The sequence below is a fragment of the Saccharothrix sp. AJ9571 genome (assembly GCF_021725495.1).
Taxonomy (GTDB): domain Bacteria; phylum Actinomycetota; class Actinomycetes; order Mycobacteriales; family Pseudonocardiaceae; genus Amycolatopsis; species Amycolatopsis magusensis.
Map to the genome: position 1 here is coordinate 5,261,375 of NZ_CP091382.1, position 22,886 is coordinate 5,284,260.

At 71.2% G+C, this 22,886-nt stretch carries 23 protein-coding genes and 1 pseudogene; 13 read left to right on the top strand and 11 right to left on the bottom strand.

Annotated elements, in window-relative coordinates:
• Positions 1 to 11: 11 nt before the first annotated feature.
• Positions 12 to 740 (top strand): Rossmann-fold NAD(P)-binding domain-containing protein, encoded by a 729-nt coding sequence (locus tag L3Q67_RS24315; RefSeq protein ID WP_499183779.1) that lies wholly within the window; start codon positions 12 to 14, stop codon positions 738 to 740.
• Here the strand turns inward: L3Q67_RS24315 and L3Q67_RS24320 are convergent.
• From L3Q67_RS24320 to L3Q67_RS24355, 8 genes are all read right to left on the bottom strand, one after another.
• Positions 727 to 1,482 carry a MerR family transcriptional regulator gene (locus L3Q67_RS24320; protein WP_499183780.1) on the bottom strand — a complete coding sequence of 252 codons (756 nt, stop codon included), beginning with the start codon at positions 1,480 to 1,482 and terminating at the stop codon, positions 727 to 729. The genes L3Q67_RS24315 and L3Q67_RS24320 overlap by 14 nt on opposite strands.
• Positions 1,457 to 2,716, bottom strand: coding sequence for an MFS transporter (locus L3Q67_RS24325; RefSeq protein ID WP_499183781.1), 1,260 nt, complete (start codon positions 2,714 to 2,716; stop codon positions 1,457 to 1,459). Before L3Q67_RS24325 ends, L3Q67_RS24320 begins: the two co-directional genes overlap by 26 nt.
• Before the next feature lie 92 nt (positions 2,717 to 2,808).
• Positions 2,809 to 3,606, bottom strand: a complete 798-nt coding sequence (locus tag L3Q67_RS24330; protein ID WP_499183782.1) for an ABC transporter ATP-binding protein — start codon at positions 3,604 to 3,606, stop codon at positions 2,809 to 2,811.
• Complete coding sequence (locus L3Q67_RS24335) at positions 3,603 to 4,274, bottom strand: FadR/GntR family transcriptional regulator (RefSeq protein ID WP_499183783.1); 672 nt, start codon at positions 4,272 to 4,274, stop codon at positions 3,603 to 3,605. The genes L3Q67_RS24330 and L3Q67_RS24335 overlap by 4 nt, the downstream gene beginning before the upstream one ends.
• Before the next feature lie 9 nt (positions 4,275 to 4,283).
• Positions 4,284 to 5,618 carry an MFS transporter gene (locus L3Q67_RS24340; RefSeq protein WP_499183784.1) on the bottom strand — a complete coding sequence of 445 codons (1,335 nt, stop codon included), beginning with the start codon at positions 5,616 to 5,618 and terminating at the stop codon, positions 4,284 to 4,286.
• A gap of 14 nt (positions 5,619 to 5,632) precedes the next feature.
• Complete coding sequence (locus tag L3Q67_RS24345; RefSeq protein ID WP_499183785.1) at positions 5,633 to 6,274, bottom strand: LysE family translocator; 642 nt, start codon at positions 6,272 to 6,274, stop codon at positions 5,633 to 5,635.
• 87 nt (positions 6,275 to 6,361) lie between these two features.
• Complete coding sequence (locus tag L3Q67_RS24350; protein WP_499183786.1) at positions 6,362 to 7,027, bottom strand: response regulator transcription factor; 666 nt, start codon at positions 7,025 to 7,027, stop codon at positions 6,362 to 6,364.
• Positions 7,028 to 8,209, bottom strand: a complete 1,182-nt coding sequence (locus tag L3Q67_RS24355) for a sensor histidine kinase (RefSeq protein ID WP_499183787.1) — start codon at positions 8,207 to 8,209, stop codon at positions 7,028 to 7,030.
• 233 nt (positions 8,210 to 8,442) lie between these two features.
• Between L3Q67_RS24355 and L3Q67_RS24360 the strand changes: the two genes are divergently transcribed.
• From L3Q67_RS24360 to L3Q67_RS24390, 7 genes are all read left to right on the top strand, one after another.
• Complete coding sequence (locus L3Q67_RS24360) at positions 8,443 to 9,900, top strand: alpha/beta hydrolase (protein ID WP_499183788.1); 1,458 nt, start codon at positions 8,443 to 8,445, stop codon at positions 9,898 to 9,900.
• 39 nt (positions 9,901 to 9,939) lie between these two features.
• Entirely contained in the window at positions 9,940 to 10,848 is a 909-nt protein-coding gene (locus L3Q67_RS24365; RefSeq protein ID WP_499183789.1) for a LysR family transcriptional regulator, read from the top strand.
• 130 nt (positions 10,849 to 10,978) lie between these two features.
• On the top strand, positions 10,979 to 12,139 hold the full coding sequence (locus L3Q67_RS24370) for a CaiB/BaiF CoA transferase family protein (RefSeq protein ID WP_499183790.1): 1,161 nt from the start codon (positions 10,979 to 10,981) through the stop codon (positions 12,137 to 12,139).
• A 13-nt stretch (positions 12,140 to 12,152) separates the two neighbouring features.
• Positions 12,153 to 12,914 (top strand): Clp protease/crotonase-like domain-containing protein, encoded by a 762-nt coding sequence (locus L3Q67_RS24375; RefSeq protein ID WP_499183791.1) that lies wholly within the window; start codon positions 12,153 to 12,155, stop codon positions 12,912 to 12,914.
• A 1-nt stretch (position 12,915) separates the two neighbouring features.
• Complete coding sequence (locus L3Q67_RS24380; protein ID WP_499183792.1) at positions 12,916 to 13,662, top strand: acetoacetate decarboxylase; 747 nt, start codon at positions 12,916 to 12,918, stop codon at positions 13,660 to 13,662.
• On the top strand, positions 13,659 to 14,594 hold the full coding sequence (locus L3Q67_RS24385; protein ID WP_499183793.1) for a 3-hydroxyacyl-CoA dehydrogenase family protein: 936 nt from the start codon (positions 13,659 to 13,661) through the stop codon (positions 14,592 to 14,594). Before L3Q67_RS24380 ends, L3Q67_RS24385 begins: the two co-directional genes overlap by 4 nt.
• Position 14,595: 1 nt before the next feature.
• Entirely contained in the window at positions 14,596 to 15,768 is a 1,173-nt protein-coding gene (locus L3Q67_RS24390; protein ID WP_499183794.1) for an acyl-CoA dehydrogenase family protein, read from the top strand.
• Between the two features lie 54 nt (positions 15,769 to 15,822).
• On the opposite strand, the gene L3Q67_RS24395 is transcribed toward L3Q67_RS24390, so the two are convergent.
• Complete coding sequence (locus L3Q67_RS24395; RefSeq protein ID WP_499183795.1) at positions 15,823 to 16,095, bottom strand: GlsB/YeaQ/YmgE family stress response membrane protein; 273 nt, start codon at positions 16,093 to 16,095, stop codon at positions 15,823 to 15,825.
• Positions 16,096 to 16,205: 110 nt separating this feature from the next.
• Positions 16,206 to 16,472 (bottom strand): hypothetical protein, encoded by a 267-nt coding sequence (locus tag L3Q67_RS24400; RefSeq protein WP_499183796.1) that lies wholly within the window; start codon positions 16,470 to 16,472, stop codon positions 16,206 to 16,208.
• 74 nt (positions 16,473 to 16,546) lie between these two features.
• On the opposite strand from L3Q67_RS24400, the gene L3Q67_RS24405 reads away from it, so the two are divergent.
• Together L3Q67_RS24405 and L3Q67_RS24410 are read left to right on the top strand one after the other, a co-directional pair.
• A complete protein-coding gene (locus L3Q67_RS24405; protein ID WP_499183797.1) occupies positions 16,547 to 17,791 on the top strand; it encodes a hypothetical protein in 1,245 nt (414 codons plus the stop codon).
• A gap of 184 nt (positions 17,792 to 17,975) precedes the next feature.
• Positions 17,976 to 18,836, top strand: a pseudogene (locus tag L3Q67_RS24410) (AI-2E family transporter); the annotation flags it as partial.
• On the opposite strand, the gene L3Q67_RS24415 reads toward L3Q67_RS24410, so the two are convergent.
• Positions 18,798 to 20,087: an MFS transporter gene (locus L3Q67_RS24415; RefSeq protein ID WP_499183798.1), complete on the bottom strand. Its 1,290-nt coding sequence runs from the start codon at positions 20,085 to 20,087 to the stop codon at positions 18,798 to 18,800. The pseudogene L3Q67_RS24410 and the gene L3Q67_RS24415 sit on opposite strands and share 39 nt — an antisense overlap.
• 82 nt (positions 20,088 to 20,169) lie before the next feature.
• Here L3Q67_RS24415 and L3Q67_RS24420 point away from each other — a divergent pair, with 82 nt between their 5' ends.
• The 3 genes from L3Q67_RS24420 to L3Q67_RS24430 all read left to right on the top strand — a co-directional run bounded on the left by L3Q67_RS24420 (position 20,170) and on the right by L3Q67_RS24430 (position 22,873).
• The gene (locus L3Q67_RS24420; RefSeq protein ID WP_499183799.1) at positions 20,170 to 20,616 is read left to right on the top strand and encodes a winged helix-turn-helix transcriptional regulator; all 447 of its coding nucleotides are present in this window, start codon (positions 20,170 to 20,172) and stop codon (positions 20,614 to 20,616) included.
• 71 nt (positions 20,617 to 20,687) lie between these two features.
• Positions 20,688 to 21,422: a MerR family transcriptional regulator gene (locus L3Q67_RS24425; protein WP_499183800.1), complete on the top strand. Its 735-nt coding sequence runs from the start codon at positions 20,688 to 20,690 to the stop codon at positions 21,420 to 21,422.
• Positions 21,423 to 21,691: 269 nt separating this feature from the next.
• A complete protein-coding gene (locus L3Q67_RS24430) occupies positions 21,692 to 22,873 on the top strand; it encodes a geranylgeranyl reductase family protein (protein WP_499183801.1) in 1,182 nt (393 codons plus the stop codon).
• Positions 22,874 to 22,886 lie beyond the last annotated feature (13 nt).

The following is a 22,886-nucleotide window of genomic DNA, read 5'->3' on the forward strand; positions in this document are numbered from 1 at the left end:
GGACTGGGCGCATGAACGACGTAGCCCTGGTCACGGGCGCCAACAAAGGCATCGGCCGGGAAATCGCCCGGCAACTCGCCGAGCGGGGACTCACCGTGTACCTCGGTGCCCGCGATCTCTCACGAGGCCGAGCCGCCGCACCGGCCACAGGGGCCACTGTGGACATCCGTCCCGTGCGGATCGACGTGACCGAGCCGGAGTCCGTCGAGGCGGCCGTGCGCACGATCGAGGACGAGACGGGACGGCTGGACGTGCTGGTCAACAACGCCGGGATCATGACCGAGTGGGGTGTCCCGGCCACCGGCGTCACCGCCGCGCACCTGCGTGAGGTGTACGAGGTCAACGTGTTCGGCGTCGTCACGGTGACCGCGGCCTGCGTGCCGCTGCTCCGGCGGTCGCCCAATCCCCGCATCGTGAACATCTCCAGCGGGCTCGGCTCGTTGACCGTGCTCAGCGATTCAGCGAGCCGGGCCTTCCTCGCCTACAGCTCGTCGAAGGCCGCGCTCAACGCGCTGACCCTCATCTACGCCGACGCCCTGCGCGCCGACGGCATCAAGGTCAACGCCGCCGGGCCCGGGCTGGTGCCGACCGACCAGAACGCCGCCGCGCCGTTCCACCGCGGCGAGCGCACCACGGCCGATGGCGCCGCCGTCGCGGTCCAGCTCGCTACCCTGCCCGCCGACGGCCCGACCGGCGTCTTCCGCGGCCCGGACTCCCTGGACCAGGTCATCCCGTGGTGAGCCCGCCCCGGTACTCCTCGGCCAGCCGCCGGGTGCGCTCGTCGAGTGCCCGCCAGGCGGGGGCGTCGCCCTGGTAGGCGGTGACGATGTCCACGATCTCGGGCGGCAGCTCGCGGATCGCGGCGGTGTCGCCGGGCATCGTGACCCGCATGCCTTCGGTGAGCGTCGCCCGCGCGAGTTCGTCGATGCGGGGGTCGTCGGGAGCCCAGTCGAGCGCTTCGTCGTAGACGCGCAGCACGCGGACGTACTCCTCGTCGTCGAGCAGGGCGAGTTTGGTCGGGAGGTACTCGTCGATGATCGCGGGCATGACGGCGGTGGCGAGGATCCAGGTGTCGCGCTCGATGGTCACGTAGCGCTCGGAGAACCCGAGTTCGCGGAGCCGGTCGAGCAGGCCGGTCGCGATTTCGGGCAGGCACAGGCGGTCGGGGGTGCGCAGCAGGGTGAGCCGGGCGCGGCGGTGGCGGAGTTCGTCGATGCGGCCGGCCAGGTCGGCGTCGATGCGTTCGACGGCTTCGCGGTGCTCTTCGTCGCCGGCGGCGAGCATCGCGGGGATGTCGGCGAGCGGCACACCGGCTTTCGAGAGCGTCACGATCCGGCTGAGGTCGATGACGTCCTGGGCGCCGTAGCGCCGGTAGCCCGACGCGTCGCGGCCGGGTTCGGGCAGGAGGCCGCGGGCGTGGTAGACGCGCACGGCCTTGACGGTGCAGCCGGCGTGCTCAGCGAGTTGGCTGATCGTCAGCAATGGCCTGCTCCTTCGCTTCCCGAGCACCATCCTCGTCCCCCGGCCCGGCGGAAGGCGACTCCAGGTCGCGCAGCCCGCGGCCGGACAACGCGAATGCCGCCATGAGCACCCAGACACCGGCGATCCCCCAGGCGAGCGCGCCGAGGCTGCCCGCGCCGACGACCAGGCCGGTCGCGGCGAGGCCGATCGGGCCGGCCGCGAGCGACAGGGCGTTCGAAAAGCCCATCACCCGGCCGAGTTGCGTGCCGGGCACCCGCTCGCTGATGACCACGCCGAAGAGCGGGCTGACGACCCCGCTGCCGAGGCCGACGACGATCGCCCCGGCCGCGACCACCCAGAACCCGTCGAGCGTCGCGATGAGCACCAGCCCGGCGGTCGACGCGGCGATCGAGACGACCCACGCCAGACGGCGTGAGGAGCGGACGAGCAGCGCGTAGAGCGCCGAGCCCGCGATGACGCCCACCGCGAACGAGGACATCGTGAAGCCGAGGAAGTCGGGGCGGCCCAACGCGGCGAAGTGCGCCGGGAGCAGCACGGAGAGCAGGGGAGTGGAGACGAGCGAGCCCATGGTGGCGACCACGAGCAGCTTGACGATGACCGCGTGGCGCCGCACGGTCCGCCAAGCTCCGCGGAACCCCGGCTCGGCGCCGTCGCCGCCCACGGGAGGGACGCGAATGGCCAGTGTCGCCAGCGCTGCCAGCCCCGAACAAGCCGAAGTAAGCCAAAGCACGGTTCCCGGAGTCAGCACCGCTAGCAAAACTCCGGCCACCGCGGGTCCGGCGAGGAAAGACAACCCGAAGATGCCCTGGCGCAGCCCCGCCACGGTGTCGAGCGAGATGCCCCCACGCTCCGCGACGCGGGGCATGAGGGTCTGGCGAGCGGTCATGCCGGGAATGTCGAAGAGCCCACCGGCTGCCGCGAGCAGCACCAGCGCGAGGAGGGAAAGCCCGCCGAGGGTGTCGAGGAGTGCGAGCGCCGCCACCGACGCCGCACTGCAGACATCGGCGAGGACAGCCATCCGCCGCGCCCCGAACCGATCGATCAACGGCCCGACGGCGACCGTCGCGAGGATCTGGGCCACCCCGGTGGCCGCCGCCACCCCCGCCGCGGCGGCCGGGTCGCCGGTGCGCAGGAGCACCAGCCAGGGAAGCACCAGCTGGATGGCCGAATTGCCGAAGAAGGAGAAGGCCTCCGCCAAGGCGTAGAGGGGGAGGACCAGACGAGAGCGCGGCATGCGGTGACCGAAACACCCCGCCCCGGGTCAAGGTCAAGCCCGCTCCGCCACCCGGCGAGTCCCGGCGGGACACAGGACCGCCGAGGGTGGGGTCAGGGGACGGTGGTGGCCAGGAGGGAGCGGGCGGACCAGCGGCCGTGCTCGTGGTGGACCCCGATGGGGTGGTCGAAGGCGGCGGTGACGTTCGCGGTGGTGATGGTGTCGCGAGCCGGGCCCGCGGCTACGACGTAGCCGTGGGCCAGCAGGGCGGCGTGCGTGGTGGTGGCCGGCAGCTCTTCGAGGTGGTGGGTCACCAGGATCGACGCGACGCCGGGGTGGGTCCGGTCGAGCAGGTCGATGGTTTCGAGCAACTGTTCCCGCGCGGCCAGGTCCAGGCCGGTGGAGGGCTCGTCCAGCAACAGCAGCCGCGGGTGGCTGACCAGGGCGCGGGCCAGCAGCGTCCGGCCCCGTTCGCCTTGGGAGAGGGTGGGCCAGTGCTGCGCGGCTTTCCCTTGCAGACCCAGGACATCCAGAAGTGCGTCGGCGTCGGACAGGTGGGTGGGCGCCGGGCGCCAGCGGGGTGGGAGATCGACGGACCCGGTGATCCCGGTCAGCACGACCTCCCGGACGGTCAGCGGCGAACGCAGAGGATGCCGCGGGTTGACGTGCCCGATCGTGCGGCGCAGCGCCTGGAGCTCCACCCGCCCCAGTTGCTCGCCCAGCACGTGCACGGTGCCCGTCGTGGGATGGGTCACCGCGCCGCACAGGCCGAGCACGGTGCTCTTCCCGGCACCGTTCGGCCCGAGCAGCGCCCAGTGCTCACCCCCGCGCACGGTGAGGTTCACGTCGTGCAGGATCTGCTTGCCCTGACGGCGGAAGGTGACGTCGCGCAGTTCCAGTACCGGGGTCATGCGAAAGCCTGCTTCAACTCGGTCAGATGGGAACGGCTGGCCTCGGCCGCGGCCCGCGGATCACGTGCGGCGATCGCGTCGGCCAGGGCCGTGTGCGCCTCGTGGTCGGCGTCGGGCGAGTCCAGCGGGCGGGCTCGGAGCATGTCGACCATCGCCTTGCGCACCCGCGGGACGAAGCTGTCGAACAGTTCCGTCAGCACGTCGTTGTGCGCCGCGACCACCACGGCCCGGTGGAAGTCCATGTCCGCGTCGACGTGGTCCTCGATGCCGCGATCCTGCCGGCGGCGGTGCACCAGTGCGCGCTTGATCGCCCGGACGTCCACCGGCGTGCGGCGCACGGCCGCGAGCGACGCCGCTTCCGCTTCGATGGCCACCCGCGCTTCGAGCACGGACACCACCGAGGCGCGCTGGAGCACCGCGTCCCAGTCCTCGGTCACGTCGAGCGCGGTCACGAAGACGCCCGCGCCCTGCCGCGAATCGAGGACCCCCTTGCCTGCCAGTTCCCGGATCGCCTCACGCAGGGTCGACCGCCCGACGCCCAGCTGCGCCGCGAGCGTCGCCTCGCCGGGGAGTTTGTGCCCGAGGGGCCACTGCCCGGAACGGATGTTCTCCAGCAGGGCCTCCGCCGCCTGCGCGGCCAGTGGACGCCGTCGTACCGATGCCGCCATGGGCGAACTCTAGCAGTCTTGTCTGCTTGTCTGAGGAGTGGTCCGCAGGCCGAAGGTGACGGCGGTGCCCGCGACGGCCACCGCGGTGGTGACGAGCATGCCCAGCGCGAGGTCCGGCGGCACGGCGGCCAGCGCCACCGCGCCGATCACCGCGGTGCCCAGGGCCGACCCCAGTTGCGGCGCGGTGTTGAGCAGTCCGGAGGCGATGCCGTGGTCGCGCTCTTCGACGACGGCGGTGCCCGCGTGCGTGGCGGCGACCGAAGCCGCGCCGAGACCGATCCCGCAGATCCCCAGTGACACGGCGAAGAGCGCGGTCGAGCCGGTGTGCACGGCCAAGGTGCCCAGCACCAGCCCGAGCACCACCCCGCCGAACCCGGTGGCCGCGGTGAACCGGCGGCCGAGGCGGTCGAGCAGCCGGACGCCCGCCGCGCTGCCCAGCACGACGCCCACGCTGAACGGCGCGAACAGCACACCGGTCAGCACGGGCGGCAGGTGCTTGGTGGTCTGGAAGAACGCCGTCGCCACCACGCTGGCCGGAGTGGTGGCGAAGGTCAGCGCGAAAGCCACCACCAGCGCCGAATCGAACTGCAGCGAACCGACCAATCGACCCGGTACCAACGGATTCGGCGCCCGCCGTTCGACGAAGACGAACGCCACCAGCAGGAGCACCGCCACCGGCAGGGTCACCGGCCGCGCGATCCCGGTGACCCCGGCGATCCCGGCCAGCAATCCGCCGGTGACGAGCAGAGCGCCCGGCAGGTCCAGCGGTTCACGCCGCCGCACGCCGACAGGACCCGCGGCCAGCAGGCGCGGGGCGAGCACCAGCACCACAACGCAGATGGGCACGTTCAGCAGGAACATCGACCGCCAGCCGAAGACCTGCACGAGCACCCCGCCGAACAGGAAGCCCGCGGCCCCACCGGCGGCCGCGGTGGCCGTCCACCAGCCCACCGCCCTCACCCGCTCGCCGCCCTCGGCCGTCAGCCCCAGCAACAGCGAAAAGGCCGACGGGACAACAAAAGCCGCGGCCAGCCCCTGCACCGCCCTGGCGATGATCACCATCAGCAGGCTCGTCGCGAGCCCGGCGGCCAGACTCGCGGCGGTGAACGCCAGCACCCCGCCGAGGAAGACCCGGCGGTGCCCGAACCGGTCCCCGATCCGGCCCGCGGGGACGAGGAAACCGCCGAACAGCAAGGCGTAGCCGCTGACCACCCACTGCGTGGCCGCCCCGGAACCGCCGAGCCCGGCGCCGATCTCCGGCAGGCCGACCACGGCGATCGTCACGCCCAGCACGTCGACGAACTGCGCCAGGCACAACACCAGCACGGCCCCGCGGTGCGGCATCGACTCCACCACCCTCAGCTGGTGGCGGCCAAGGTGGCGCCGAGGCCGACGAGTGCTGTGCCGGTCACGCGGTCGAGCACCTTCCGCGGTCCGGATCGCCGCATCAGCCCGGACAGCCGCGCGGTGAGCAGGACGAAGGCCAGCCACCACAGCACGCCGAGACCGATGTCCAGTAAACCGAGCACCAGTACCTGCGCGGCGGCGGAGCCCGCGGGGTCGAGGAACTGCGGCAGCACGCTGACGAAGAACAGCGCGGCCTTGGGGTTCAGGACGTTGGAGACGAAGGCCTGCCGGAACACCCGGCCCGCTCCGGCGTCGACGGTGGTGCCGTCGGCCTGTTCGTCCGCCGCGGGCGTCTCACCCCGGCGCTTGCGCCACGACTGCCACAGCGCTTGGACCCCCAGGAAGACCAGGTAGGCGGCACCGGCGAGCTTGAGCACGGTGAAGGCCGCCGGACTGTGCAAAAGCGCGGTCGACACCCCCAGCGCGGCCGCGGCCATGTGTACGCAGAGCCCGCACTGCACACCGGCGGCGGCGAGGAAGCCGTAGCGGCGGCTGCGGGCGGAGTAGCGGAGGATGACCATCCAATCCGGTCCCGGCACCACGTAGGCCAGCATCACCACGCCCACGAAGGCGATCAGCGTTCCCAGGGTCATCCGGCGTCCTCCCCGCGTCCTTCCGGCACTCGCTGGGACCGGCTTCCCGATCCGGCGGCGGTTCAATCCCGCGGTTCGCCCAGCGGGTCAGCCTTCGGCGTCGCGGACCACGAGGGCGATCTGCACCCGGTTCTCCACCGCCAGCTTGGCGAACAGGTTGCCGGTGTGCGCCTTGACGGTCGCGACGCTGATGCGCAGCCGCTCGGCGATCTCCGGATTGCCCAGCCCGTCCGCGATGGCCCGGGCGGTGTCGAGTTCCCGTTCGGTCAATGTGGACAGTCGTTCCCGCGCGGCTTCGCGGGACGAGCCGCGCGAACCGGAGGTGGCCGCGGCGATCACCCGTGCCGTGGCCACCGGGGACAGCGCGGGGTTCCCCTCGGCGACGGTCCGCACCGCCTCGACGATCTTCGCCGGAGGGGTGTCCTTGAGGACGAACCCGAGCGCTCCGGCACGCAGGGCGCCGAGCACCAGGTCGTCGGAGTCGAAGGTGGTCAGCATGAGCACCCGCGGCGGCGACGGCCGGGTGAGCAGCTCCCTGGTCGTGCTGAGCCCGTCGCGGCCGGGCATCCGCACGTCCATCAGCACCACGTCCGGCCGCTGCCCGGCCACCACGGTGAGCGCGGAGTCGCCGTCGGCCGCCTCCGCGACCACGGTCAGGTCCGGTTCGCCGTCGAGGACGAGCCGCAGCGCCATCCGCACCAGCTGGTCGTCGTCGACGATGACCACCCGCACCGGCTTCCGCTCGCTGTCCACTCATCCGCTCCTGTCGTGGTGGTCCGGCCAGGGTAGTTCCGCGCTGAGGACGTACCCGTGCCCGGGTTCCGGGTGGTGCTCGAGCTTCCCGCCGGCGAGGGCGACGCGTTCGGTGAGGCCGAGGAGGCCGAACCCGGAGGCCGGTGGCCGGGTGGTCGTGGTGGTGGCCGCGCGGTTGTGGACGCGGACGCGCAGCCCGTCCCCGGACCGTCCACTGAGGACGATATCCACCGGTGCGCCGGGCGCGTGCTTCGCGGCGTTGGTCAGTCCTTCCTGGACGATCCGGTAGCAGGTCCGCCCGGCGGCACCGGCGGGGTCGCCCGTCACGGTGCTGGTGAACGTGACGTCCAGTCCGGAGGCGCGGGCGTCGGCCACCAGTTCGGGGATCCGGTCCAGGGAAGGCTGTGGTGGTTCCGGGAGGCCAGGGTCGGCCCGGAGCACACCGAGCACGCCACGCAGTTCTTCCAGTGCTTGATGGGAAGCGTCGGCGATGCCGCGGACCAGCACGCGGTTCTCCTCGGCGGTGAGGTCGCGGCGGTGGTCCAGCACCCCGGCCTGCATGGCGACCAGGGAGATCCGGTGCGCGAGCACGTCGTGCATCTCGCGGGCGATCCGGTTGCGTTCCAGCGCCCGTGCCTGTGCCGCCCGCGCGCTCTGTTCCCGTTCCGCGCTTTCCGCCCTGGCCCGCAAGGACCGGACTTCGGCCCGCCGCGCTTCGATGGCCAGGCCGGTGGCCACCGCGATGCCCGCGCTCATCACCGGGAGCGCGAGCCGCAACCACAGCGGTCCGGGCAGGGCCTCGATCGGGTAGAGCCCGGCGGCGAACTGCGACCCGGCCACGTAGGCCGCCACGACGACCCCGATCTCCACCGGGCGGCGGCGAGCGGCGATCGAGCACAGGGCCAGCAGCGCGGCACCGGCGGCCAGCGTCGACGCGGTCGAGGCGACCACGACCGCCATGGCGACGGTGAACGGGAACCGCCGCCGCCACAGGAGCGCCACCAGGCAGGCGAGCGCGAGCAGCGGATCGCCGGTGACGAACCAGGAACACGTGTCGGCCGCGCACCCCCGCGGCAGCAACGTACCGGTGGAAAGCCAGAAGGGGATGCCCAGCGCCGCGGCCGCCAGCAACCGCCAGGTCTGCTGCCACCCGCCGGGCCGTGGCGCGACGTCCGTGTTCACCCGGCCAGTATCGCGAAGCCGGGCGGGACGGTGCAGCCGCCCCGAGGACCGTCGTGCCCCCGACCGGAGTCGCATACCCACCCCGACCCGGGTCGAAGACGGGCCGGGTCGCCGGGTCGATGTGCCGGTGGTGCGGAATGGACAGACTCCTTCCCGTACCGGAACAACCGGGCGGAACGGAGGAACGCGATGAGCGAAGGTGACTGTGTGGCGAACGGATTGAGGGGGCAGCCGTGAAGAAGAAGGCATTGTCCTTCGTCCTCGCCGTCGGCGCGGTGGCGGCGACCGTGATCCCGGGCTCGTCGGTGGCGGCGACGCCGGACACCGTGCGGTGGGGCCCGTGCTCGGAGAACGGGACCGCGCCCCGGCTCGAATGCGCGACGCTCGAAGTCCCGCTGGACTACCGGGACCCCGGCGGCAGGCAGATCGAGATCGCGATCTCCCGGATGGCGAGCGAAAAACCCGCGCAGCGTCGCGGCGTGTTGCTGACCAATCCGGGTGGTCCGGGGATTTCGGGACTCGGCTACCCGGCAGTGCTGGCCAGTGCGGGCATGCTGCCGCAGGAAGTGCTGGACACCTACGACGTGATCGGCTTCGACCCGCGCGGTGTCGGCCGTAGCACGCCGGTGACCTGCGATCTGACACTGGAACAGCAAAGCCGCGGCAACTTCCCGCCGTACGCGCACACCGCGGCCGATGTCACGAAGGAGGCGAAGAACGCGCGGGCCATCGCCGAGCAGTGCGCCACCTCCGAGACGGCGTGGATGCTGCCGCACACCACGACGGCGAACACCGCGCGAGACCTGGACCGGATCCGGGAGGCGCTGGGGGAGCCGAAGATCTCGTACCTCGGAGCTTCCTACGGCACCTACCTCGGTGCGGTGTACACGACGCTGTTCCCGGAGCGCAGCGACCGGATCCTGCTCGACAGCAACCTCGGCCCGGGCGGGTACGACGCCACGGCCATGCGGTTGTTCGCCCGGGGCATGGAGGACCGGTTCCCGGACTTCGCGGCGTTCGTGGCCGCGCACCCCGAGTACGGCCTGGGCACCACACCCGAACAGGTGAGGGCGAAGTACTTCGACCTCGCGAGGCGGCTGCAGGCGAACCCGGTCCACGGCATCGACGGGACGTTGTTCCGCGGGCACACCTTCGACCGCCTCTACAGCGACGCCCTGCTGCCCACGCTGGCCGAGATCTGGAAGGCGCTCGACAACGGGCAGCAGCCGCCGCCGCTGGAGCCGCCGATGGACATGAGGAACTTCATGGCCGCCCGGTTCCTGGTGATCTGCGGTGATTCGCGCTGGCCGGACGAAATCCGGGACTACCAGCGCGCTACCGCGGTCGACCGGCTGCGGTACCCGTTGGTGGGCGGTACCACGGCCAACATCGGGCCGTGCGCGTTCTGGCCGGACGAGCGGCCCGAGCCGCCGGTGCGCATCGGTGACCGCGGCCCGGCGAACGTGCTCATGGTGCAGAACGAACGCGACCCCGGCACGCCGCTGGCGGGTGCCCAGATGCTGCGGCGGGCGTTCGGCGAGCGGGCCAGGATGGTGACCACCGACCAGGGCGGGCACGGCGTCTACCCGTACGGCGGCAACAAGTGCGCCAACGACGTGGCGACGGTGTTCCTGACCACCGGGCAGCGCCCGTCGCGGGACCTCACCTGCGCGGTGGGATCCGGCCAGTAGTCAGGGAAGACCCGATGGGCAGCGCCTAGAGTCGGCCGGGTGGAGATGCTGCACCTGCGTTACTTCGTCGCCGTCGCCGAGGAGTTGAACTTCTCGGCGGCGGCGCGGCGCTTGCACATGGCGGCGTCCCCGCTGAGCCAGCGGATCAAGGACCTCGAGCACGAACTCGGGCAGCGGCTGTTCGACCGCAGCACGCACCACGTCACGCTCACCCCGGCCGGGACCGCGCTGCTGCCGATCGCGCGGGACGTGCTGGACCAGGTCAACGCCATTCCGTGGCGGCTGCGCGAGGCGACCGGGGCCCGGCGCGCCACGGTGTTCCTCGGCATGCCCGCCGGAGTGCACCCCGAGTTGCGGGCCCGGGTCAACACCCTCGCCGAGCGGGTCCGCGAGCGGTTCGAACTCAAACGGTGGCCCGGGACCACCCCGGCGCTGGTCAGCGCGGTACGCGAGGGCAAACTGGCGCTCGCGCTGGCCCGGTTGCCCGTCGGCGATCCGGCGCTGGACCAGCTGACCGTCATGTCGGAACGGCTCGGCGCGGTGGTGCCGGCGGACCAGTTCGCCGGGCGGGACGCCGTCTCGCTGGCCGAGCTGACCGAGCTCTCCTACGTCGCCACCCCGGCCGAGATCACCCCGGCCTATTTCGACCAGCTCGACCGTGAACTCTTCGAGCGGGGGATCCGCAAACGCATCAAACTGGCCGACACCGGCTATGGTGGCGTCTCCGAAATCATTTCCACCGGAATGGCGTTCTCGATTTCCATGCTGGACCCGGGAAGTCCGATGAGCGGCTATCGGCTGGACAACGTGACCGTGCTGCCGTTCACCGATTTCCGGCCTCGGCTGGACACCGGGCTGGTCTGGCAGCATGACCGGGCTCACGGCGGTGACCTGGACGAACTCGTCGCCGCGGCCCGCGAGGTCTTCGCCGGACCGCTCGACAGGTGACAAAACGGAAAGAATGGTATGACCGCTGTGGTCATACCATTCTTCGTGACATGATCATTCCCATTCCGGTCCGACGCGACTAGCTTTGCAGGTAAGGGAAACAAAGCAAAAGGCGCGAAAGGACCAAGTGATGGTGCACACAACCGACTCCGCCGGTCCGCTGGCCGGGGTGCGCGTGATCGACCTCTCCACCGTGGTGATGGGCCCCTACGCCGCCCAGATCCTCGGTGACCTGGGCGCCGACGTGATCAAGATCGAATCGCCTGCCGACACCGTGCGCGTGGGCCAGTACCGGACCACGCCGGGCATGACCCCGCTGAACCTCAACGTCAACCGCAACAAGCGCAGCGTGGCCCTCAACCTGAAGGATCCCGGCGAGCGGGAGCGGGCGCTCGAGCTGATCGGCACCGCGGACGTGCTGATCACCAACATGCGCCCCGGCGCGCTCAAGCGCCTCGGCATGACCTACGAGGACCTCGCCGAAGCCAACCCCGGCCTGGTCTACGCCCACGCCCAGGGCTTCCGCGGCGACTCCGACCGGGCGGGCAACGCCGCCTACGACGAGACCGTGCAGGCCGCCTCCGGCCTGGTCGACATCGCCAACCGCGCGCTCGGCACCCCGGTCTACCTGCCGACCATCCTCGGCGACAAGGTCTCCTCGCTGACCATCGTCTACGGCGTGCTCGCCGCGCTGGTGCACCGGAACCGGACCCGGCAGGGGCAGCGGATCGAGATCCCGATGACCGACACGCTGATCGCGTTCAACCTGGTGGAGCACCTGTCGGGGCACGTGTTCGAGCCCGCCCAGGGCCCGACCGGCTTCCCGCTGTCGATGAACAAGGGCCACCGGGCGGTGCGCACGCGCGATGGGCTCGCCTGCGTCATCCCCTACAACCCGCAGAACTTCCGCGACTTCTTCACTGCGGCCGGGCGGCCCGACCTCGCCGAGGACCCGCGCGTCAACGGGGAAGCCATCGACGGCGCCGACCACGAAGCGCTGGCCGAGCTGATCGACGAATGCGCCCCGGCGCTGACCACCGCCGAATGGACCGAGGTCTGCGCCGAGCACAGCATCCCGATGGCCCCGGTGCTGGAACTGGACCACGCCGAGGACGACGAGTACGTCCGAGAGGGCCACCTGCTCGACACCGTCGAGCACCCGACCGAGGGCCCGATCCGCACGGTCGGCATCCCGATCAAGTTCTCCGCCACCCCCGGCTCGATCCGCCGCCTGGCCCCGGTCGCGGGGCAGGACACCGACGAGGTCCTCGCCGAGCTGGCCACCCGGTAAGGAGAGAAGAAACATGAGCACAGTGCGTGCCGAGCGAATCGGCTCGACCCTGCTGATCACCATCGACCGCCCGGATGCGCGCAACGCGGTGAACGCCGCGGTCGCCACCGAGCTGGCTGCCGCGCTGGACGAGCTGGAAACCGATCCGGCGCTGCGGGCCGGTGTGCTGACCGGCGCCGAGAGCACCTTCAGCGCCGGAATGGACCTCAAGGCCGCGTTGCGTGGCGAGTCGCCCGAGGTGGCCGGCCGAGGGTTCGGCGGCTTGACCGAGGCCGAACTCACCAAACCGGTGATCGCAGCCGTGGAGGGCTGGGCCATGGGCGGCGGGTTCGAACTGGCGCTGGGCTGCGACCTGATCGTCGCCGCCGAGGACGCGAAGTTCGGCCTGCCCGAGGTCAAGCGCGGGCTGATCGCCGCGGGCGGTGGCGTGCTCCGGCTCCCGAAGCGGATCCCGCACCACCTCGCGATGGAGTTCCTGCTCACCGGCGAGCCGGTCACCGGCCGCCGAGCCGGTGAACTGGGCCTGGTCAACCGGGTCACCGCGCCCGGTGACACCGCCGCCGTGGCGTTGCAGCTGGCCGAGCAGCTGGCGCTGAACGCGCCGCTCGCGCTCGCCGCGGTCAAGAAGATCGTGCGTGCCGCCGACGGCGTGCCGGAGCCCGAAGCCTTCGCCGCGCAACGCGAGGTGATGGGCGAACTGATGGCCTCGGCCGACGTCCGCGAGGGCATGACCGCCTTCGCCGAGCGCCGCGCCCCGGAATGGACGGGGAAGTGAAATGAAGATCGACGAAGTCCGCCGCCACGTGACCACCCCGCTGACCAGCCCGGCCTTCGCGCCGGTGGTCCCCAGGTTCACCGACCGCGAATACCTCAACATCGTCTACCGCACGGACGCCGGCGCCCTGCGTGCCGTGGTCCCCGAGCCACTGGAGATCGACGAGCCGCTCGTCCGCTTCGAGGTGATGAAGATGGGCGACGTCAGCGGCTACGGCCCCTACACCGAGGCCGGCCAGGCGATCGAGGTCAGCTTCGACGGCGAGCGGGGCGAGTACCTGCACGCGATGTACCTCGACAACTTCCCGGCGACCGCCTCCGGGCGTGAGGTCAGCGCGTACCCGAAGACGGTCGGCGCGCCCAGCCTCTACGCCGACCACGGCGTCCTGGTGGGCACCCTGGACTACGGCACGCTGCGGGTCGCCACCGCGACCATGGGCTACAAGCACCACGAACTCGGCCACGACGAGGCCGCGGCCCAGATCACCGTGCCGACGTTCATGCTCAAGACCATCCCCGGCTACGACGGCTCGCCGCGCGTGCAGGAGCTGGTCCGCACCGAGATCACCGACGTGGTGATCAAGGAGGCCTACACCGGCCCCGCCCGGCTGCAGCTGTTCCAGCACGTCCTCGCCCCGCTGGCCGATCTGCCGGTGCTCGAGGTCGTCAGCGCCAGCCACCTGCGCACCGACCTGACGCTCGCTCCGGTCAAGCCGGTCTTCGACTACCTGGAAGGAGCACGCTCATGAGCCAGGAACCCCGCACCGCCGCGGTGATCGGCGCCGGCACCATCGGGTTGTCGTGGACGGCGTTGTTCGCCGGGCACGGCCTGACCGTCCGGGTCAGCGACCCGCGGCCGGACCTCGCCGAGGCCGTCGCCGCCGCGCTGGCCGAGTTCACCCCGCACCTGGCCGCGCAGGGCTTGGACGTCGACGGCCTGGCCGGCCGGGTGCACCTCGCCGGTACCGTCACCGAAGCCGTCCGGGACGCGGATTTCGTGCAGGAGAACGGACCCGAGGACGTCGAGTTCAAAAAGGACCTGTTCGCCACGCTGGTCCGCGAAGCACCGCGGCACGCGTTGCTGCTGAGTTCGTCGTCGGCCATCCCCTCGTCCGCCTTCACCGGTGACCTGGACGACGCGAGCCGGGTCCTGATCGGGCACCCGTTCAACCCGCCGCACCTGATCCCGCTGGTCGAGGTGGTGCCGGGGGAGCGCACGAGCGAGGACTCGGTGCGGGCCGCGGTGGACTTCTACACCGCCCTCGGGCGCACACCGGTGGTGGAGCGCAAAGAGATCCCGGGCTTCGTCGGCAACCGCCTGCAGAACGCGCTCAGCCGGGAGGCGATCTACCTCGTCGAACAGGGCGTGGTGACCCCCGAGGAACTCGACCGGGTGATGACGAACTCGCTCGGCATCCGCTGGGCCACGGTCGGGCCGTTCCTCGGCTCGCACCTGGGTGGCGGGCCCGGTGGCTACCGGCACATGGCCGAGCACATCGGCAAGTCGATGAAGCAGATGTGGGCCGGTCTGGGCCGGCCATCGCAGAACGAAGAAGAACAGGAACGGCTCATCGAAGCCGTCGAGAAGGCTTATGGCTCGGCCACGTACTCGCAACTCACCGAGGCGCGCGACCGCAGGCAACTCGCCGTCCTGTCCGCACTGGCCGAAGGGAAGAACTGAGATGCTGACCGCCGATTTCTACGACTACGAAGCACTGCTGCCGGAAGACGAGCGCGAAATCCTCGTCCAGGCAAGGGAATTCATGCGCACCGAGGTCAAGCCGCTGGTGAACGAGAACTGGGCCAAGGGCGAGTTCCCGAAGGAACTCATCGGCCTGTTCCGGGAGAGCGGGCTGGCCGGACTGCCCTACGAAGGCTACGGCGAGCACCGCGGCGCGGCGAGCCACCTGCTCACCGGCATGCTCGCGATGGAGATGACGCGCACCGACGCCTCGGTGGCCACCTTCTTCGGTGTCCACAACGGACTGGCGATGTACTCGATCCACTCCGGTGGCAGCCAGGAACAACGGGACCGGTGGCTGCCCGCGATGGCCGCGATGGACAAGATCGGCGCGTTCGCGATGACCGAACCGCTCGGCGGTTCCGACGTGGCGGGCGGTATGCGGACCACCGCCCGGCGCGACGGCGGCACCTGGATCCTCAACGGCGCCAAGAAGTGGATCGGCAACGCGACCTTCGCCGACTACGTCGTGGTGTGGGCACGCGACCTCGACGACAACCACGTCAAGGGTTTCGTCGTCGAGCGGGGCACGCCCGGCTTCACCCCGGTGAAGATCGAGGGCAAGACCGCGTTCCGGATCGTGGAGAACGCCGAGATCACCCTGACCGAGGTCCGCGTGCCCGAGGCGAACCGCCTGCAGAACATCAACTCCTTCCGCGACGTCGCGGAGATCCTGCGCGCCACCCGCGGCGGGGTCGCCTGGCAGGCGCTCGGCGTGATGGTCGGGGCCTACGAACTCGCGCTGGACTACGCCAAACAGCGCCGGCAGTTCGGCCGCCCGATCGCCGGTTTCCAGCTGGTGCAGGACCTGCTGGTGAAGAGCCTGGGCAACATCACCGCGTCGTGGGGCATGCTGATCCAGCTCGCCCGCCTGCAGGACAACGGCGTCTTCCGGGACGAGCACTCGTCACTGGCCAAGGCGTTCGTCACCGCGCGCATGCGTGAGGTGGTCGCCTGGAGCCGGGAGATCTTCGGCGGCAACGGCATCCTGCTGGAGCACGACGTGGCCCGCTTCTTCGCCGACGCCGAGGCGATCTACTCCTTCGAAGGCACGCGCGAGATGAACACCCTGATCGTCGGCAAGGCGATCACCGGGCAGAGCGCCTTCCTCTAAAAGGCTCCGCGAACCGATTCGCCCGCCGGTGCTTCCGGCGGGCGAATCCGTGGTTCAGACGCGCGGGCGGTTCCGGCGCCCGCTCACCTTGTTGTAGATGAGCAGGACGATGACCGCGCCGATGATCGACCCGATCCACCCGGCCGGCTGGAACCCGCGCAGGCCGACGGTGAGCAGGCCGAACAGCAGCCCGCCGACCACCGAGCCGATCACGCCCAGCACGATCGTGCGCAGCAGGCCGATGTCGTCCTTGCCCGGGACCAGCGCTCGCGCGATGAAACCGGCGATCAGTCCGAACAGGATCCAGCCGAGAATGGTCCACAGCATCGCTTCACCTCGTTCTTCTCCGTCGGAGGTTCTGCCCGTCGGGCGAAGACACCGACGATACGGGAGCGGGACACCCGGTGGCCGATCGCCGGCACACCCGATCGGGCGGATCAGCCGAGGCCGATCCCGTGCCACAGCGCCGGATCGGCCTCCCGCGCCACCCTGGCGAAGCGGGTGCCGCCCAGGTCCGCGTCGATCGGGCGGTCCAGTTCCAGCGTGGGCGGATCGCCGGTGATCCGGTAAGCCGCGGTCAGGCCGGTGCCGAGCGGCTCCCGGTCCTCCACCTGGTGGCGCGTCACCCCGTCGAGCACCGACCACGTGCCGGACAGCGCCCACTCCCGCGTCACCTCGAGACCCACCAGGTTTGCGTCCGGCACGGGGAGGATGGTGCCAGAGGCGAATCAAGTGACAATGCCTCCGCGAGCGTCACATTCCCTCTAGGGTCAGCGGTATGAGGATCATGCCCGACACGTCGGGGTTCCAGCCGGACGGCGACGCGTCCTGGGTCGACCCGGCCACCGGGGACCGCATGTCCGCGCACTTCTTCGACCTGGTGCCGAGCCTGCCCGCGGGTCTCGACGACGTGCCCCGCCTGCGGTACGAGCTGGCCGTGCAGACCGCGGAGGCCGGTGGGCTGGTGGAGGCGTTCGTGGTGACCCTGGACGGGGTGCCCGCGTTGCTGCAGGTGGTGAAGCTGCCCCTGCCGGACCGGCCGGGCCAGGTGTTCATCGCCTCGGTCACGGTGCCCAAGGCGGAATCCAGCGTGATGCTGAAGCTGATCGCCTTCGAGGGTTCGATGACCGGCGCCCGCGAGGCGGCGCTGCTCTCGGACACGATCAGCGAGACCGGGAGCCCCGACGCGTTCTACTCGCCGCACCCGTACGCGCCGGGGACCCAGCCGAAGCTGCCCTGGCACCGCGGCGACGACCCGCGGTTCGACCAGCGCTTCCCGGACCATCCGCTCAGCCGCGCCCGGCGCTGGCTCCGGCACGTGCTGGCCACCGCGAAGCTGGACCCGGCATTCGGCGCGCTGCCGCCGTTCGGCTCGCCGGTGTCGGTGGCGATCGGGCTGCCGATCGGGCCGTTCCTGCCGCTGTGGACGGTGAACGAGCAGATGACCTTCTGGCGGTTGCAGGACGCCGACGCGGTGCGCGCCCTGCTGGGCCGCGGCGGCACCGACCGGCGGCCGGTGACCGACACCGAAGGCTGCGAGGCGGGCTGGCTGTACCCGGCGAACGGGGTGCTCGTGTTGTCGCCGGGCCTGCCGCCCGTGCCGGTCGCGCCGGTCAGCGACGAGACCGCGTACACGAGCATCACCTCCGAGGAGATCGTCGCGGCGTTCGACTGGATCGGTGAGCTGTCCGTGGCCGCGGGCGACCGGGCCGAAATGCTGCTGGTGCGCACCGCTTCCACCGCCGACGGCGCGGACAAGCACGTGCTGATGGCGCTGCAGGTGCACGATGGCGACCGGGCGAACCCGTCGTGCGTGGTGGAGACCTCGCCGATCCCGGTGGGCGCCCAGTTCTGGGACACCCTGCCGCCGCTGTCCACCCCGGACACGGCGGGTTTCGCCCGCGTCCGCGACGAGGACCACGCCCGCAGCGACGGCAGGCTGACCATGTGGGCGGTGCAGACCTGGGACGTGCACCCGTTCCGCCTGATGCTGTCGTACAAGCCGAACCCGGATCTGCGTTAGCTCGCCGGTGCGCGGCGGCGGCCCGGGTTGTCCAGACTCACCGGACAGCACCTAGGGTGGGCCCATGCGTGTGTCGCTGGATGCTGTGAAGACCCGGGCCGCGCTGCGCACCTCGGCGCGTGTTTCGCTGCAGTCGCTGCTGGTCCTGCTCTTCGCCGGGGTGCTGCTGTGGCTGCTCGGCTGGATGTGGTCCGTGGTCTGGCCGGTGGTAATCGCGCTGCTGCTCACCACGCTGACCTGGCCGGTGACCCGGTTCCTGCGCCGCCGCCGGTGGCCCGCGGCGCTGGCCGCCGCGACGGTCACCGTGTCGTTCCTGCTGCTCATCACCGGGATCGTCCTGCTCATCGCGCTCCCGGTGGCGGGGCAGTCCGGCGCGCTGGTCGACGGCGTGGTCGACGGCATCGAGGAACTGCGGCGCTGGGCCGCCGGACCGCCGCTGAACATCGGTGAGGAACAGATCAGCGGCGCCATGGACACCGCGGTCACCCGCATCCAGGACAGCGTCGGCAGCATCCTCACCGCCACCGTCACCGGGCTCGGCACCGTGGCCAACGGGCTGGTCACCGCGGTGCTGGCGGTGTTCCTGATGTTCTTCTTCCTCAAGGACGGCCCGCGCTTCCTGCCGTGGCTGGGCAGGCAGCTGCCCGGCCGCCTCGCCACCGACGTCCCCGCGGTGGCCGAGCGCTGCTGGACCACCCTCGGTTCCTTCGTGCGGTCCCAGGCGTTCGTGGGCCTGCTCGACGCGGTGTTCATCGGCATCGGGCTGTGGATCGTCGGCGTCCCGCTGGTGCTGCCGCTGGCCGTGCTGACCTTCGTCGCGGCCTTCGTGCCGATCGTCGGCGCCCTGTTCGCCGGTGCCGTCGCGGTGCTCATCGCACTGGTGTCCAACGGACTCGTCGACGCGCTGATCGTGCTGGGCATCATCATCGTGGTGCAGCAACTGGAGGGCAACGTCTTCCAGCCCATGCTGCAGAGCCGCGGTCTCGGCCTGCACGCCGGGGTCGTGCTACTGGCGGTCACCCTCGGCGGCAGCCTGGCGGGCATCACCGGCAGCCTGCTCGCCGTCCCGGTGGCCGCGATGGTCGCGGTGATCTGGAACTACCTGCGGGAGCAGCTCAGCACCGAGCCGGAACCGGCGCCCGAAGAGCCGAGCCCGGAGCCTTCCTGACGCGGCCACGGCCAGGGCGCACACCGCGAACCCGGCACCGAGCAGGCTGGAACCCGCCCATCCGTGCGCGGTGAACACGGCGGTGGTGGTGGCCGCGCCGAGGGCGGAGCCGAGCGAGTAGAAGACCATGTAGCCGCCGATGACACCGCTGGTGCGGTTCGGGTGCGCGCTGGTGAGCAGGTGCTGGTTGCTCACGTGCACCGCCTGGACCGCGAAGTCGAGCACCACGATCCCGGCGGCGAGCAGCCACAGTGACCACGGCAGTTGCCCGATCGCCGCCCACGACGCGATGAGCAGCGCGAGCGCGAGGGCGGTGACCGGGCCCGCTCGTCCCGCGTCCGCCCAGCGGCCCGCGCGGGCCGCGCCGAGGGCGCCGGCGAGTCCGGCGATGCCGAACAGCCCGATCTGGCTTTCGCTCAGCTGCCACGGCATTTGCGCCAGTGGCAGGGACAATCCGCTCCACAGCGTGCCGAACGAGGCGAACAGGAAGAACGCGATGAGCCCGCGCGTGAGGAAGAGGCGCTCGCCGAACAGTCCACCGAGTGCGCCCACCGCCTGCCGGTATCCCGCGAGCCGGGGACGCTGCTCCGACGGAAGTACCACGAGGACGAGGGCCGCGAGCCCGAGCGAGAGCACCGCGAGCACGGCGTAGACGCTCCGCCAGCCCCACGCCTCGGCCAGCGTGCCGGTGACGATCCGGGCGCCCAGGATGCCGGCGACCACGCCCGACGTGACGACACCGATGGTGAGCCCGCGTTCGGCGGGCGGCGAGACCGACGCGGCGTAGGCGACCGCGGTCTGCACCACGACCGCGAACACCCCCGCCGCCGCGAGCCCCGCGAACGCCACCCAGGCGGCGGGCGCCGACGCCGTCAGGACCAGGCCCACCGCGGTGAGCGCCAGGTGGGCGGCGATGAGCCGCCGCCGGTCGACCACATCGCCCAGCGGCACCAGCAGGACCAGCCCGGCCAGGTAACCGAACTGGCCGATCGCGACGAGCCACCCGGTGAGCTCCGGCGGCACGCCGAGATCGCGGCCCATCGGCTCCAGCACCGGCTGAGCGGCGTAGATGCCCGCCACCGCGACCCCGCACACCACCGCGAGCAGCAACCGCCGCCAGCCGTCCATGGCACTCCAATCAGTAGCAAATTGCAACCAATCGGACCGTACGGCATGATGGTTTCATTCCGCAACTCATTCGGGAGGTGTCATGGCGCGTGCCCCGGACCCCGGCTGGACCGACGCCGGCTGCCCGGTCGCCCGCACGGTCGACCTCGTCGGCGACCGGTGGAGCCTGCTCGTCATCCGCGACGCGATGGACGGGGCGCGCTCGTTCACCGAATTCCAGCGGCGCACCGGCATCGCCCGCAACATCCTCACCGACCGCCTGCGCAAGCTCACCGCGCACGGACTGCTCGAGCAGCGCACCGCGCCCTCGGGCCGCCGCCAGGAATACGCGCTCACCGACAGCGGCCGCGACCTGTTCCCGGTCATCCTCACCCTGCGGCAGTGGGGGGAACGCCACGCGTTCGAGCCCGGCGAGCCCCATTCCACGCTGGTCGACCAGCACGGCACCCCGGTCCCGGAACTCGTGCCCGCGGGTACTGACGGCACTCCTCTCGACGCCGTCAACACCAGCGTCCGGAAGCTCGGGTGAGGTGGCTTGACCATGCCCCAGGGGCACGGTGTGGGGTGTGCCTACCGGAACGCGACAGGAAGGCGGTCGAAGTGGCGTGGAGCACGAACCAGCTGGCGGAACTCGCCGGTACGACGCTGAAAACCGTCCGCCACTACCACAAGATCGGCCTGCTGGAGGAGCCGGAACGGTCGGCGAACGGCTACAAGCAGTACCGGGTCCGCCACCTCATCCGGCTCCTGCGGATCCGCAGGCTGGTCGACCTCGGCGTGCCGCTGGCGGGAATCGCGGCGATGGAGGAGTCGGACGAGAACGCGGAACAGACGCTGCGCGAGCTGGACGCGGAGCTGGCGGCGAGCATCGAACGCCAGCAGCGGATGCGGAAGGACCTGGCCGCGGTCCTCGGCCACCGGGCCATGGCCGATCTGCCTGCGGGGTTCGAGGCGGACGTCGCAGGCGTGTCCGAGGCCAACCGCGCCCTCCTGCTGCTCTGTTCCCGGATCTTCGGGCCCCCGATCATGGCCGCGTTGCAGGAACTGCACTCGGTGCCGCCCACTTCGGTCGATGTGGACTTCGACGCGCTGACCGAGGAGGCGGGTGAAGCCGAGCGGCAGCGGCTGGCTGAACGCATGGTCCCCGAAGCCCACCGGCACCAGCGTGATTTCCCGTCGCTGACAGACCTGGCGGCGCAGTCCCCGCATGGAGCGGCCTCCGCCATGTCGGTGGTCGTCCAGGGGCTGGTGGAGTTGTACAACCCGGCCCAGGTCGACGTCCTCAAGCGCGTCGCCGCATTCCTCAAGGAAAAGGGCACCCCCGCGGATGTTTAACTGTGACAAAATGGGGAAGCACCCCATTTTTCTCGTGTCGTCACGCTGATTCCCGGTGGCGTAACCCTTACGTGCCCGGCGGTCGCTCGACGGGTTAACCCCGAGACGGAATGTTTGGGAATCCGCCACGGGATGATCATCCGCGAATTCCGTCCGGGTGGCACTACTCCACCTGGGGCTTGTCTCCCGTTCCCGATCTTCACCGCGCCGCTGTCCGGTTGTTAATTTCCGAACGGCGAAAACCCGTGCGAGGCGGAAATTGGTGACTGATGGGAACAGCTCGGTGGTCCGGAGAAGTGTGGGACGTCGTGGTCGTCGGCGCCGGGCCCGCGGGGGCGAGCGCGGCGCGGGTGGCGGCCGAGGCCGGTTCCCGGGTGCTGCTGCTGGAACGTGCCGCGATACCCCGCTACAAGACCTGCGGTGGCGGGCTGATCGGCTGCTCGCAGGAGTTCCTGCCGCCGAACCTGGGTGTCACCGTCCGTGACGAGATCGAGGCGGTGACCTTCGGCCTTCGCGGACGCTGGCAGCGCACGCTGAAATCCGGCGGGAACCTGCCGTGCCGGATGGTGTTCCGCGACGAGCTCGATGCCGCGTTGACCCGTGCGGCGGCCGAAGCGGGCGCGGTGGTGCGGGACCGCACGCCGGTCATGGCGGTCGAAGACGGCGAAGGCGTGGTCACCGTCCGCACCGGTACCGGCGACCTCGTGCACGCCCGCGCGCTGGTGGGGGCGGACGGGAGCGCCAGCAGGGTCGGCCGGCACGTCGGCGTGCACTGCGAGCAGGTGGACCTGGCCCTCGAGGTGGAGGTGCCGGTCGACCGGCGGGTAGCGGCGAACTGGCGCGGCCGCATGCTGATGGAATGGGGCCCGTTGCCGGGTTCCTTCGGCTGGGTGTTCCCCAAGGACGACGTCTGCACCGCGGGTGTGGTTGCCGCCAAGGGAAACGGGGAAGCGACCCGCTCCTACCTGCGTGAGTTCCTCGACCGGCACGGCCTCGCCCACCTGACCCCGCTGCACGACACCGGGCACCTGACGCGCTGCCGCCACCCGGATTCACCGCTGGCGCGGCACCGCGTCCTGCTGGCCGGGGACGCCGCCGGGTTGTGCGACCCCTGGTCGCGCGAGGGCATTTCGTTCGCGCTGCGTTCCGGTGTGTGGTCCGGGCGCGCGGCCGCCCGGGTCGCCCAGGCCGAGGGCGAGGCGGAACTGGAGCGCGCGCGGGACGACTACGTCACCGCGGTGCGCACCACGCTGGGCGGCGAAATGCGTGCCTCGCGGCAGATCATGGACATCTTCCGGCGGCGGCCCGCGGTGGTGCACACCGCGCTGACCGCCGTCCCCCCGGTGTGGCGGCGGGTCGACGCCTACCTCACCGGCACCACCACGATTCCCGAACTGCTCGGCACCCGCACGGCCCGCGCCGCGCTGAAGGTCGCCGGCCTCGTCCCGTGACGCGCAACGAGAA